We start from the raw sequence: 15,466 nt of genomic DNA on the forward strand, positions 1-15,466 counted from the left end.
CTGCCAGCCTGCCGGTCTATTCCACGGAGAATGCGGCAAAGCCGGCAGCATTTCTTTTTTCGGCTTTCCTTCCCGGCATATTTTTTGGTATGGAAAAAAGAAATGAGCCAAAATGAAATTCCAACCATCGGTATCGACTTTGGAGGCACCTCTATTAAATTAGGAGTCGTCCTCGGAAGCCAGGTGATCGCCCAGGCACCTTCCATCGCCACTCAGGAGTATGAAACCCCGGAGGAATTGATTCAGGCCATTTCTCAGTTCGTCGGCATGCTTCGCGCCAGCCATCCGGAAGCCTCGGCTATCGGCATGGGCATGCCCGGCTTCGTCAACCATTATGAAGGAACGGTCTTTACGCTTACCAATGTCGCAGGATGGGACAATATCCCTGTCCGCGATCTGCTCCAGGCCGCTACCGGCCTTCCTGTCTGTGTAGAAAACGACGCCAATTGCATGGCCTACGCCGAATGGCAGCTCGGTGCGGCTCGCGGCAAAAAACACGCCATCTGTCTAACCCTGGGTACCGGAGTCGGCAGCGGCATCATCGTTAACGGGGCTCTCCTGCGCGGAGCAACCTGTTCCGCCGGAGAACTGGGACAAACCAGCATCGACTACAATGGACGGCTCGGTCACTATGGCAACCGCGGATCCCTCGAAGATTACATCGGCAACAAGGAGCTCGCCGCCGATGCCCGTTCCATGTACGCCTCTCACGGCCAGGACAAAACCATTGTGGACTGCAATCCGATTACTCTGGAAAAAGCCGCTCTCAACGGAGACCAAATCGCCCTGAAGATCTGGAACGACATCGCCCGCAAACTCGCCTGCTCTCTTATCAACTGCTGCTACCTTTTCAATCCGGAAGTCATCGTCATCGGCGGAGGCGTTTCCAAGGCCAAGGCTCTTCTGTTCGATCCCCTGCAAACATTTATGCGCGAGCAAATGCCGGAACCGCTCATCAAGCACCTGCAGATCATCCCCGCCATGTTCGGCACGGAAGCCGGCATCATCGGGGCAGCGCGCCTGGCCCGCGACACATTCTCCGGGGAAACAAACGCCTGACCCTTCCATGGGACAAGACGCCCCCACCCCGGAGGACCGCCTCATCTCCCGCCTGGGAATCCCCCCGGATGAGGCAAAAGCTTTGAAGGTCTGCCTGACACAAGGGCAATCCTCCCGTCGAGCGCTCGTCCTGACTCCGCGAGCCCCGGAAGGCTATATTCCTCCCGGTGCCCAAACAGGCTCCGGGGAAATCCCCCCCTGGATAGGCGAAGGTATCTACCCCGTGAATGAAACGGTTCCCTGCGACGAAGATTCCTGCGGTGCGCCCGGCGATTATGCCGAAGGCTACTATTACCCGCTGGATCTTTCCTCCGTCTGGGAAACCGCCCCACTCTCACAACTCCCTTCCCCGCAAAGATGCCTGGACATGTGCGCCGCTCCGGGCGGAAAAAGCATCCTGGCTCAGGCAAGACTCCGCCCCGGTCTGCACATTTCGAACGAAATCCATCCCAAACGCCTGGGCATCATGCGCCACAATCTATCTCGCTGCGGGTTCTTCCACATGTTCACCCAGCGCCTCCGGCCAGACCAATGGGCGGCACAGGCTCCGGAATGTTTCGACCTCATTCTGGTCGATGCCCCATGCAGCGGGCACTCCATGCTCGCCAAAGGCATCCCCAATCCGGGTTGTTTCCATACATCCACGATCAGCGGCAACGCCAAACGCCAGAGAGGAATTCTTCTGTGTGCCTTGAAAACACTTTCTCCGGGGGGGCATCTGCTTTACACAACTTGTACATACGCCCCGGAAGAAAATGAAAAAACCGTCGCCTGGCTCCTGAAGCGCAACCAGGACATGTACGCCGTCGAAACCCCGGCACTGGCCCGCTTCCAAGTACCATCAGCCCCTTTCCCCTGTTACCGTCTTCTACCTACGGCAGGCCTGGGAGCAGGGGGATTCACCTGCCTTCTCGCCAAAAAAGGTTCCATTCCTTCCCGGCTTCCGGAAATTCCCGAAGAGTTACTTGCCTGGCCCGTCAGAGAACGCTAGCATGGCAACATGCTCATTGCAGCCATCAGCGACATCCACGACCACACGGTCAATTTGGCTCTGATTCTGGAAGAAATTCGGGAACGCAACTGCGGCCGCATCGTCTGCATGGGGGACATCTGCGAACCTTCCACCCTGCATGAACTGATCGAATCAACCCGGGGGATTCCCGTCGACATTGCCTATGGCAACAACGACGAAGCATACGGGCTTCAAATGGTCGCATCCAAGGCCGCCCACATCACCCTTCAGGGATCAGTCGGCAAACTTACCTCGGGTAACTTCAAACTTGCCTTTACCCACTACCCCCACCATGCAGGGAAACTGGCAGCAAGCGGCATGTACGATGCCGTTCTCTACGGTCACGATCACCGGGCGGCCGTTTCACGCATCGGCTCCTGCATCCTGGCCAATCCCGGTGAAGTCGTCGGCAACCGATCGGGCAAATCCTCCTACGGCATTCTCGACACGGAGGCAAAAACCTTCACCATCCATCCCCTGACCTTCCATCCATGATCGACGTCTGCTGCGCCCTCCTCGAAATCCATACGGAAATCGGCGGCACTATTACCATGGCTGCCCGCAAAGGCAGCAATTCCCATCTCGCCGGGCTTTGGGAATTCCCCGGAGGCAAATTGGAACCGGGCGAATGTGCCGAAGAAGCGATCATCCGGGAAATCCGGGAAGAACTCGGATGCGAAATCTCAGAGCTCATTCCATTGCCTCCCCACGAGCATGATTACGAAACCCATGCCGTCCGCCTTTTCCCCTTTATTTGCAAGTTGGCCCCCAATTCACCCTTCCCGGCCTGCCGTGAACACGCGGCTCTTGCCCTCCTCTCCCCGCAGCACCTGGCAACTCTGCCATGGGCTCCCGCCGATCGGCCCGTCCTTGATGACTACCTCGGAATCTAATCCAAATTCACCGGAAAATCATTCACCGGAAACCGCACCCTTGCACAAAAAATCGTATTTAAAAACGTTAAAATAACATATTTTCACGTTGCAAAAGAACACACGAGCACACCGATAAGCACATTAAGTATTATCGTTTATTATTTACAATAAGCATATTATATTATTTTTTACACCACCGTGACATTCTGATCCACAGAAAAAAAATATTCACATAAAATACTTTTTTATCTTGACGATAAGAAAAGAATTCACTAGTAGTAGGCCAACTCCCTAACACAGCAATGATGTCTGGCTTTTATCGCTCGCGTCTACGCTGCAGGATATTGGGCGTTCTGTGATTCATTCGCGGTTACGCCCAATATCCCGGTAGCGAAGCAAGAAGGAAGAAACCGGTTCCCATTGTTAACCCCAGTCATCATCATGTCACCGTGGTAACAAACAGGGGAAACCTTTATTCTTGATCTGAGCCGCACGGCTCTCAGGAACAGGTTTTAGGAAACTGTAGGAGCTTCCCGTATACAAAACGGAAAAGCAGACTACCGACCCACTTCTGAAACCAGAAGAAACAAAGAAAAGAGAAAGAGAAAGACAGGGGGCTGTTCCGTCGGGAGACGGAGCAGTCCCTATTTCTTTGTTCCATTTCTTCCCTTGTGAAATCCCTTATTTTATTCAACCACATTTTTGATTGATATTAAGCATATTATCATCAATCAAAATAGTATTTCCCGACCAAACATCAAACCAAAACCCACCTTATTTATCTACGCAATATATTGTATTTCAATATTTTATATCAAATCAAAACAGGAGTTCACCTCTTAATAAAAAGACCACCCCCAAACAAACGCGGAAAACAATCCAATAAACATCTGATTATAAGTTGATTATATATACAATCAAAGAGTGTTCCAGCCAATTTGAGTGATCAGGGTTTACATTGACACCCCGCCAGTGAACGTGCAACTGTACGTTCACTCCCAATAAAACCATGAAACTCCGCCTCCCTCTTTTACTCGCGTCCATGCTATTGAATGCAATGGTATTCAACGCCTACTCAGCCACCACGTCCCCCTCTCCCGGCAATATCGTATTTGTCGGAGATTCCATCACACAAGGCGGCCACTGGCAAGGCGTAGACCATACGCCCGGATCACCCAGTTACCGCTATTCCCTGTTCAAAAATTTTGTCGATAACGGCGTGGCCTATACCCCCATGGGAATAGGAGAAGTAACCTCGACAGGAACCGGGGCAAATGTCGTATCCGCCCCCTACCGAAACCAAAACTTCGATCCTACACACGAAGCTGCCGCCAGCGCCAGAACTTATACATGGTCCGGTATTCCAGAAGATAATAGGGGATACAACAACAATCCCGGCACACGTCCCTACGAAGCACCGGTCTGGAACCTCCTCGGACTCGACAACCCCCATACAGGCAGTCCAACCACCTTTTACAACGGTGGAAACCTTCAAACATACGCGGGACCGACGTATGCTTCCAAATATGGTGATAATAAACCGGACACTGTCTGCCTGATGATCGGGATCAACGACCTGATTGCAGTCAAAAACGGAACCGCTATTTCCCGGCCCGACGGCAACACGAGCGCCTATACCAATGCCGACGTCATCGGGAACATCCACTCGATCGTCCAGGCCTACCAAGAGTACAATCCGAACGTTAACGTCCTGGTCATGGGACTTCTGCCGACCGCGTCCAACAACGGGACCTACGGACTGAGCGACGGGTTCAATGCCGAACTGGCAGAAGCCCTCAAGACCTGGTCGACCGAAACATCCAACGTTTCCTACGGCAATGTCGGAAGCGGGGTCAGCACGTCAAGCAGCGTCCACTACGACAACGCAGGAGCACATCCCAATAAACAGGGAGAACTCATCGTCGCCGGCAACCTTGCGAGAGCTCTCGGCATCGGGCAACGAACCCTGGGTTTGGAAAGCAAGGCGGCAACCACCTTTAGCCACCGGATGACTGCTACTCTCGACCATCAGGAGCATTTCACAATTTCGGGAGCAGAGCAATGGCAAGCATATAGCGATCCCGATTCCGGACTTTCCGGACTTCTTATCAATGCCGGGTACAAATCTACCGCTTCCCTGACGGCAACCGGCTGGGAGGTCGCGGCCTCTACAGGCTTCACCGTCGAAGCCAGCATGCAGCTCTATTCCGTCTCCGGCAACGGCATGGTCATGTCCTTGGGGGACGGGGAAACCGGCAACGGTTTCCTGACGATCACAAACACGGGCATCTACTGGGGAAGCAACAACACACTGCTTTATTCCAGCAGCCAGGGCAACGAGAATCTCGATCTCCGCATTACATACATGGCCGACGGCAATACTCAGGGAGTCGATGCTGGGTACTACGTCTGGCGCAACGGCCAACTCATCGGGGAAGCCCTTGCCGGGGGGGGGGGGACCACCCTGACGGACGCCTTTTCCGTCGGAAGCATCGACGGGTTGCTCTCCTACGGCTTCCTGTCCAACCTCTCCTGGAACACGGGAAGCTACGCCCCTACGCAGGACGGCTCCCTCTACGGTACCGCCACCCTGCCCTCCCTGCCTTCCCTGACCGGTGATGCTATTATCAAAGCCAATAACGTCACTTCCCTGAACAACGCAGACTCCTGGGAAGGAGGTACTGTCCCTGACGCAACCAATACGATCCGTTTCTCCGGGACATTTTCCCAGGAAGCCGCCATCACACAGGAAGCTTCTTTAGCCGTTTACAGGCTGGAACTGGACAATTCCAACGAGACCAACGCATTGGTGCGTATTGTCACGAACGAATCCGGCGCGGCAAACAGCAGCAATGCACTCAAAATCGGAGAGGGGGGGATTGTTCTCTCGCAATTCAGTAACGGAGCCATCATCCAAAGCCTGATGGTCACCGCAAGCCAGACATGGGACATTGCCGCCAGCAAGATATTGCGCATCGGCATTTCGACAAACGCCAACAGGGGCTATTTCGGCAGCGAAGGAACCAATACCATCACCCTGACGGGCGGAGGCCTCGCCATCCTCGATACCGCGTCAGGCGCCATCCCTTCCGTCAATTGGATCATTACTGAAAATTCCTCTCTGTATGCCCTCTGGAATACAGCGCCTGGGAGCAATACCGGAGGCATCGGTTCCGGCTCCGTCACTCTGGACGGAGGTACGCTGGGCGTCAACTACGGCACCGAAGGAGGAGGCAAGACATCATCCGGCACCTGGACGTGGGGCAACAAACTCCTCATCGGACCCAACGGCGGCATCATCCTTCAAAATAATAATGCGAACGGACGAACTCTTACCTTAACCGGCAGCATAGCCAACGCCGCCGGAGCGGGAACGGATGCCACCCTGACTTTCCGTAATAAATCGGGAGGCACCAACCAAGCTTATATCCTGACAGGAGACAATACCGCCTTTACCGGCACCATCCTGATCGAAAGAGAGGTCAATCTCAAAATCACCGGAAACGGCACGCTGCATACCGGCATTCTCCAAAACGACGGTACACTGAACCTGCTCCACACCAATTCATGGGACATCAGCGCCGTCCTTGCCGGCGGAGGTACCCTCAACATCGGAGAAAACACGGATGCCTCCAAAACGCAAACCGTCACCTTCTCCGGCGATAATACCTATACCTCCGCAACCAATATCCTCGGAGGCACACTCAAGCTCAACCATGCCAATGCCCTGGGCAGTACTTCCCGGGTCAACATCGGAGCAAAAGGCACGCTCGACCTCAACGGTCAGGAAATTTCCAAGACTCTGGCCTTCACGGCAGGCGGCATCCTGACCAACTCGTCGGACACCACCGCCCAAATCAGTGTCGCCGGGCCTGGCCTCGGCATCAAATTCTGGAGTGGAGGCATCTTGTCCATCGACCAGGGAAAGACGCTTCGGCTCAATCTTACAGGGAACCACGGTGCGTTGGATGCCAAACTCACCGGATCCGGAACCTTTGAAAAAGTACAGAACGGTGGCCATCACCTGCAACTGTCTTCGACAAATAATACCTTCGACGGAACCATCAAAGTCAGCCAAGGTTATCTCATCCTTATCCCTGGAGCAGACGCATCCAACTTTGCAGACGGTTACCGTCCGGACGTGATTATCGAAAGCGGAGCCAGCCTGACCATGGACAACTACACGGAGGGTAATGCCCTGAAGATAGGTAATTTAACAGGTTCAGGAAACGTTACCGCTGACTACGGCACTGGCCCATTCTGGATTGATGTCCAAATCGACAAGGAAGGAGGTGCCATCTTCGCGGGTCAATTCCAAAGGAGTACTACTCTGAACCGAAACTACAATGTCGTCAAACGCGGCACGGAAGACTGGATCCTGACGGGAAACAGCACCGCCACAGGTGTATTGAAAATTGAGGAAGGCAAAGTCCAACTGGGCGACGGAGGCACCACGGGATCCTGGGCAGGCTCCATCACGGGCACGGGAGGACTCATCATCAACCGTACCGGCGAGGTCACTATTTCCACTGACAACTCGTTCTCCGGCGACATGGTCGTCAAGGCAGGAACCGTCATCGCGGGCCATGCCAACGCCTTTGGGGCAGACGCCAATACAATCACGCTGGCGGGAGGCAGCGTCAATTTTGCCGGCAACTACAAGAAGAGCCAGTCGATCAGCGTCATCGCCGGAGGCAGCGGCACTGCTACCGTCGCTTCGGGCAATTTTGATGGAAACCTGACCATCGGCAAGGGAGCCGCCTTGAGCCTGATCAGCGGGGCTGATGCCGCTACTTATTCTCTGGGTACCGGGATTACGCTCATGGCCGACACAGGGGCAACCCTCACCGGCAACATGGTTTTGGACGGCGGGACAATCGTCCTGAATTCGACGGACGCCCTGGCCAATACCACCACGACACTCACTCTCGGAGGTTCCCTGAGTCTTGCTTCCGAGGGAAGTACAGTCACTCTCAACCTGTCCGACTTCGCATCGTTCGGGCAGGGAACCTACACACTCCTGACAAGTAATACATCACTGACACAAGGCCTTCTGGATGCCTTCTCCGTATCCGGATTGGCGTCAGATTCCTACGAGTTGCTATTCGGAGGCACGAACAATACGAGCCTGATTCTTTCCATCCTGGAGACATCCGGAACTTCTTCCATCACCTGGAACGGCGGAGCCGTCGGCATCTGGAGTGCTGCCAGCGGCAACACGGGGTGGACAGGCGCCGGCTCCAACAGCTTTAAGGATGGAAACGAAGTCTCCTTTCTGGACATACCCGACATAACCGCTTCCGAAATCACTCTCGAAGGTACCGTCAGACCGTCGCAGATCATTGTCAATAACACGGCGACATCCTTCACATGGAAAGGTACCGGCATCATCGCCGATTCCGAAGAATCCACCACGACAACTCTGCTCAAGGAAGGATCCGGAGAACTCACCATCGCCAATGGCGCCAATACCTTCTCCGGAGGCACTACCATCAGCGGAGGGACCATCAAGCTTCAAGCCGTCCAAGGCCTCGGGACCGGCACAATCACTCTGTCCGGCGCCAATGCAACGCTCCTGCTGGATGCGGAAGGAGATTTGTTAAAATCAGAAAACAAGTTGATTTTCAATGGCGGAACTCTCTCTTACGGGGATACGGCCAATCAGGATATTTCCACCTTGATCAGCGACTCCTCCACGGCGAACGTTGCGATCAATCTAGGGGCAGCACAAGTCTCATGGGGAACAGCCATCAACAAAAACCTGACGATTGACGGTACAACAGGAATACTGACTCTCAACTCCGCCAGTGCTATCGGCGCCAATTCCCTCACCATTCAAGGAGGTACCGTACAGATCACATCTGCCGATACCCTTACCTCGGCAACTTCCATCACCCTAAGCGGGACAGGCACACTGGATCTGAATGGACAGACTATCTCCAATGCCCTGACATTCTCCAACGGAGGCATCCTGACCAACTCGTCGGACACCACCGCCCAAATCAGTGTCGCCGGGCCTGGCCTCTTCAGCAAATTCTGGAGTGGAGGCATCTTGTCCATCGACCAGGGAAAGACGCTTCAGCTCAATCTTACAGGGAACCATGGTGGATTAGATGCCAAACTCACCGGAACCGGAACCTTCGAAAAAATACAGAACGGTGGCCGTCACCTGCTCCTGACATCGACTGAAAATACATTCAGCGGAACCATCAAAGTTAGCCAAGGTTATTTCCTGTTCCAACCCGGAACGGCCAATGCCCAAAACTTTGCCGACGGCTACCGCCCGGATTTGATCATCGGAGCCGACGGCAAGGTTGGGATGGACAATTCATTCAAATCGGAAGCGAATGCCCTGAAGCTCGGCAATCTTACCGGAAGTGGAAACTTTCAGGGAGACTACGGGACAGGACCATTCTGGGTTGACGTCGAAATCGACCAACAGGGAGGAGCCACCTTCGGAGGTCAATTTGTGCGTACCAACGACGCGAGAAACTACAATGTCGTCAAACGCGGCACGGAAGACTGGATCCTGACGGGAGACAGCACCGCCACAGGTGTATTGAAAATCGAGGGAGGCAAAGTCCAACTGGGCGACGGAGGAACAACCGGTTCCTGGGCAGGCTCCATCACCGGAACGGGCCAACTCATCCTCAACCGTACAGGCGACGTCACCATTTCCACTGACAACTCGTTCTCCGGCGGCATGGTCGTCAAGGCGGGAACCGTCATCGCGGGCCATGCCAACGCCTTTGGGGCAGATGCCAATACAATCACGCTGGCGGGAGGCAGCGTCAATTTTGCCGGCAACTACAAGCAAGGCCAGTCTCTCGTCATCACCGGGGGAATCACAGGTACGGCATCCATCGCTTCAGGGGCCTTCAACGGTAACATTACGATGGACAAAGATGCTGTGCTGACACTGGCCAGTGAAGGCAACACCGCCACCTATTCCCTGGCGAACAACATCAGCCTGACAGCTAATACGGGAGCCAGTCTCACGGCCAATGTGGAACTGCTCGGAGGTACCATCAGGCTGGGAGCCGACGATTTCACCGCAGGCAGCAGTACGGCACTCACGATTAACGGCACCCTGAATACGGAAACGGGAAGTAGCGCCACTCTCGATCTCTCCGCCTTCAACGGTCTCGACAAGGCCACCTACACCCTGCTCACCACCGATACGTCTCTGACGCAGGACTGGATCGACGGAACCTTCACCGTCACAGGCCTCGATTCCTCGACACTTTACACCCTCACCATGGGCGGCACGGACGGCAAATCCCTGCTCTTTATGCTGGGAACGGCTCCCGGCCTGGAATGGCATGGAGGAGCCACTGGCACATGGAGCACTAACGATACCTACACCGGCTGGGGAAGCAACGGCAGCAAGGCTTATTCAGATCCTTCCGCCGTCACCTTCCTGGATCTCTCCGGCATCGCCTCCTCGACGCTCACCATCGAAGGCACAGTCGCCCCCGGAGCCATCACCGTCAGCAACTCGGCGGGAAGCAACGGAACAAGCTATACCTGGCAGGGCTCCGGCACCATTGCCGATGCTCCCAATACACAGACAACCCTTGTCAAAAACGATTCGGGAGAGCTCGTCATCTCCAATGGATCCAACACCTTCTCCGGAGGCTCTACCATCAACGGCGGCACCGTCACCTTGCGTACAACGCAGGGGCTCGGCACCGGAGCCGTGAATCTCGCTTCGGCTTCCGGCATCCTGAAACTGGATGCATCCGGCGACCTTCTGGTATCCGGAAACAAGCTTGTGTTCAACGGCGGTACCCTTGCCTACGGCAACGAAGCTTCCCAGGATATTTCCGATTTGATTGACGCCTCTTCCACTGCCGCCGTCAAAGTCGACCTCGGAGACAACCATGTGTCCTGGGCCAATGCCTTACAGAAAAGCCTCGTTGTCAACGGGACAGGTTCCCTGACCCTCGGACAGAGCGGATCGGTCAATGGCAATGCGGAAGCCCTCACTATCAATGGAGGTACGGTTGTTCTCGCATCCGGAAACGCACTTAAAATTGCTACGTCCGTACAAACGCAGATCTCCATGACAGGAGGTACGCTGGACTTGAACGGCAACTCCGCCGGCTACTACAAATCAACCGCTCTCCTGCTGGGTAAAACCCTGCAAGCCGGAGGCACCGGAGAAAACATGCTGATCACAAACTCCGGCGAAGGCAATACGAACTCTCTGGGCTTCTTCTTCACCACGAATGGAAGTACGGCTCTTTCCTACGATGGTTCGCAAGGCGCCGGGAAATTGGTTATTGACGCCGATATTTCCCATTTCGGTACCAGCAACGAATACTCGTACACATTCCATGTGACTTCCTCTACGAAGAACATTGCCGATGCTGAAGCTGAACTGGCCGGACAGATATCCCGCATGGACGATCCGAATAATGACGGCACCAAATTTACCCTCAAAAAGACGGGCGATGGCCGTTTGATGATCAGCGGCGCCAATTACCTGCCCGGACTCAATATTGCCGAAGGAACATTGATCGCCAACCACACCCAGGCATTGGGCGTAGATCGTGCCCATTCCAATCAGCTGGCAATTGGTGACAACGGAACACTCGACCTTTGGGAAAACAATACCGTCTCCATCCTTTCCGGAACGGGAAGAATCACCAACAGCTCCGATTCCGCCACTGTCCTGACGATCGGACGCACAAACGCTGCTTCCTCCTTCTCCGGCATCATCTCCGGCAATGTCGGCCTGACTATTGATCAGGGATCAACCTTCACACTGACCGGCAGCCCGGATTCCGGCAACACGCATACCGGCCCCACAACAGTCCAAAACGGATCAACCCTCATCCTCGGTAATGCCACGGCCCTGGGCAGCCAATCCGCCTTGGCCGTCAATGGCGCCAGTTCCCAAGCCGCCCTCAAGTTCGACGGAACCGTCTCCAACGCGATCTCCGGTGATGGTATCCTTAACCTCGGAACAGAGGATACGACCGTCCGTCTTCGTCTGGAAAACCTCGACGATTTCACCGGGACTGTGAACCTCGCCCACACCGATTCCTCCTTAACAATAGCAGGACAGGCAGCCTCACTCGCAGGTCTTTCCCTGCACGGAGGCTCCATGACCGTCGACGGTGCCTCCCTCAGCATCGCTTCCACCACCTCGGGATCGGGTACCGGAGCTCTGACTGTCACGAACAACGGATCGCTCGATATGGGCGGCAACTCCATGGACGGAACCGTCACCATGCATTCCGGCTCTCTCCGGCAAATCGGGGAAGGAACGACCGTTTCCGTCATCGCCGACGGAGATGTCGCGCTAAACGGCATCCTGGGAGAGCGAATTTCCCACTTGGAAACCGTTGCAGGAGCTACGGTCTCGGGCATTAACGGAACTGTCAGCCTGGATTCCGTTTCCCTGACCCTCTCCATGGACAACCTTTTCCAGCAAGGAACATCCATGGAAGGCAAGAAATACGCGGTTCTGTTCCAGGACGGTACCACTGACCAACTGTCCATTTCGGGACATCTTCAACTGGGAATCGCCAGCATGAAGGACTTTTTGATGGATCAGAAGGAAAACAACTACACGTATGACTTCCTCGTCACCAACGGAAACCTGAATGTCGACACCACCAGGATTGATTTCAATCCGTTGTTGAAGGCTATCGGCTACACGTTGGAAGGCATCCGTCAAGGCGTCATCACTATCGGAGCAGTGGATCCCAACATGCCGTACATCATCGAGGAAGAAGAACAAGTCACATTCACCACCGGACAGGAACTGGATTCCTTCCCCTTCATCGAAGTGGACGGAACGCTGAACATAGAGCTTTCTTCCAATACCTCCATGACGCTCAAAGATCTCCGAGGCGAAACCACAAGCGCCATGATCCAGACAGGGGACGATTCTTCAGTAACGCTCCTTCTGGAGAAATCCATCATGGATGATACCTACGCCGGCAGCATTTCCGGAGGTGCTTCCATCGAAAAAAAAGGAAAGTACACTCAAACAATCGGCGGTAATGTCGCCACCTCGGCAGGGTTTACGACCATTACCGAAGGGGACATGATCATCAATGGTTCCCTTACCACGGCCCGCCTCCACCTTGCGGGAGGCAATCTCTCCGTCGGACAAGGACTCAAGGCGACTTCCGTCATCGTTGATTACAACAACGGAGATCCCGGCAAGGCAACACTTGCCGTCACCGGCGATGCGGCTATTTCCGGAGGAATCCATCTGCAGAAAGGTTCCATGTCGGTAAGCGGCAACATAGGAGCCGGATCTCTATCCATGGATCAAGGAACGGAACTCAACTTCGGAGGAGATTTCATCTCCCTCTCCGATGGAGAAAGCATCCTGGCGGAAGGTTCCGTCCTGAACGGTAACGGTATCATCTTCGTCGACAAAGGAGCAACCTTCACCAACAACGGTGTTCTGTTCCAGGGAGATATTCTTGTTTCCATGTCGGGAACAGGCAGCGCTTCCATCGCCGCGGATACCACGTTCCAGGAACTTTCCGGGGCGGGCAACCTGACGCTGGATGGGAATTCACCAACTGCCACGCTTGCCGGCGACAGGCAAGCCACCTTCTCCGGCCAGCTTCTGGGAGCGGGAACCCTGCTCAAAACAGGCCGGGGCGTTCAGTTCCTGAATACATCCGGAAACAGGAATTTCAACATTGATATCCAAAACGGAGTCATGGTCGTCAACGCGCCGGAAACAGGCAGCAACGCGATCGAGTACGCCCATATCAATGTCGGACAACCGGACGGCAACCCGGCGCTTCGTACGGCAGATGCCACAACGACGGAATTGCATATTCTTGCCGATACCTATGCCGGAAGCCTGACTGTCAACCGGGGAGCCGCCCTCGTCCTGGGATCGAATTCGGCAGCTATCGTTTCCGATCCCGTCAGCTTGACTCTAGAAGGAAATGCCGTTTTCGCAGAAGGTTCGTCTATCAGTACCATCGTTCCCAACTCCGAAGGCGGCGTCGTATCCATGGGTACCATCACCCTGCCGAAGACATTGTCCGTCACGCTGGTCAATTACAAATCTGACGGCTGGGAAGCCCCATTGCCCGATCTCCTTGTCATGCATGCGGATCAAGGTTTCCTGAATGCCAACGGGACAATCATAGGTAAGGAAACAACGATGAGCGACTGGAATGTGACTCTAGAAAAGAGCATCGCCCTTTTCTACACCACCGCAACGCTCCACCTTGATACCAGCGGCAAAAAGCTTGTCGCCACTCCGACCGGAAGCCGGCAAGACAACCTGCTTCAACAATACGCCCAATCGGAAACGGCCGCGGCCGGAGCCGACATGCTCTGGAATGCCGGATTACAAACAAGCGGATCCAATCTGGACCGCATCCTCGCCTTCACGATGGATGCCATCCAGGCTGGTCAGACCGGAACCGCCAGCCGGGCAATGGCAGCCAGCGCAGGGAATACCCTGACAAGCCTCATGGGAGCCCAGAAGGCCGACTACCGATACCAGCAAACGCTGATCCGCAATAGAATGACTATCATGGGACTTCCCGAAGGATACGACTTCGACAACGAGCTCCCCTTATGGAATACCTGGATCCAGGCAAACGGCACCTACAATAACCTGGACGGCTCCGGAGACGCGGCCGGCTTCAGGTTCAATACATGGGGAGGCACCTTTGGCATTGATGCAAACGTCAGTGAAAAACTCACGCTGGGCATGGCCATCACAGCCAGCTATGGCAAACTGACTGCAGATGCCGCCGATCATCTCAGCGGAGACATGGATACCTATTATGCCAACCTCTTCGCCCGCTACCAAAGCGGGAAATGGGGACACAATTTCATCGTCACCGCAGGAAGAAGCGATGCAAAGGTCAGCCGTACCGTATGCTTCGGAAATGACAGCTACATCGCCTCAAGTACCACTAACGGCCTGACTTGGGGAGCCATGTACGAGGCAACCTACGATATCGCACTCAATGATAATCATTCCGCCATTTTCCAACCGCTGCTCAACGTTTCCGTCATGAAGAACAAACTTGACAGCTTCGCGGAATCGGGAGCGGACAATGCCGGACTGCATGTCAGCGATCTCGAAGGAACAACAGCGACCTTCTCCCTCGGGGGACGCCTGATGGGACTTGTCGGAAGCAACTTCTTCGGGCGTGAATCCCTGGGAGAAGTGAGACTTCAAATCGCCCAGGACTGCGGAGATACGCGGAATGAGGGCACTGTCGGCTTCCTCGCATCCCCCGCTTACGGACGCACCGTCAAGGGAAGCAAAGCGGGTACGACAGCCATTCAATGCGGTACAAGCCTGAGTATCCCGACCGGAGATCAGGGAAGTATTTTCATGGAAGCCAACGCTGATATCCGGACCCGGATGACAACGATCAACGGCAGCATAGGCTACCGGTACAACTTCTGATATCGGAAGCAATAAAGAGAAAGACCGGGGGCTGCTCTGTCGGGAGACAGGGCAGCCTCCACATTCTTCCAGCCCTTCCTTCGAGACATTGCGCTAGAAAGG

General features: G+C 54.7%; 5 protein-coding genes. All 5 read left to right on the forward strand.

The window, feature by feature from the left end; all coding sequences use genetic code 11:
• Nucleotides 1-102 precede the first annotated feature (102 nt).
• Entirely contained in the window at nt 103-1,059 is a 957-nt protein-coding gene (locus QET40_RS11685; protein WP_280127350.1) for an ROK family protein, read from the forward strand.
• Between the two features lie 7 nt (nt 1,060-1,066).
• Nucleotides 1,067-2,050, forward strand: a complete 984-nt coding sequence (locus QET40_RS11690; RefSeq protein ID WP_280127351.1) for an RsmB/NOP family class I SAM-dependent RNA methyltransferase — start codon at nt 1,067-1,069, stop codon at nt 2,048-2,050.
• A 9-nt stretch (nt 2,051-2,059) separates the two neighbouring features.
• Nucleotides 2,060-2,566, forward strand: coding sequence for a metallophosphoesterase family protein (locus QET40_RS11695; RefSeq protein WP_280127352.1), 507 nt, complete (start codon nt 2,060-2,062; stop codon nt 2,564-2,566).
• Nucleotides 2,563-2,964, forward strand: coding sequence for a (deoxy)nucleoside triphosphate pyrophosphohydrolase (locus QET40_RS11700; protein ID WP_280127353.1), 402 nt, complete (start codon nt 2,563-2,565; stop codon nt 2,962-2,964). The genes QET40_RS11695 and QET40_RS11700 overlap by 4 nt, the downstream gene beginning before the upstream one ends.
• 991 nt (nt 2,965-3,955) lie before the next feature.
• A complete protein-coding gene (locus QET40_RS11705) occupies nt 3,956-15,364 on the forward strand; it encodes an autotransporter-associated beta strand repeat-containing protein (protein ID WP_280127354.1) in 11,409 nt (3,802 codons plus the stop codon).
• Nucleotides 15,365-15,466: the final 102 nt, after the last annotated feature.

The sequence above is a fragment of the Akkermansia sp. N21169 genome, from assembly GCF_029854675.1.
In the GTDB taxonomy this organism is placed as follows: Bacteria; Verrucomicrobiota; Verrucomicrobiia; order Verrucomicrobiales; family Akkermansiaceae; genus Akkermansia.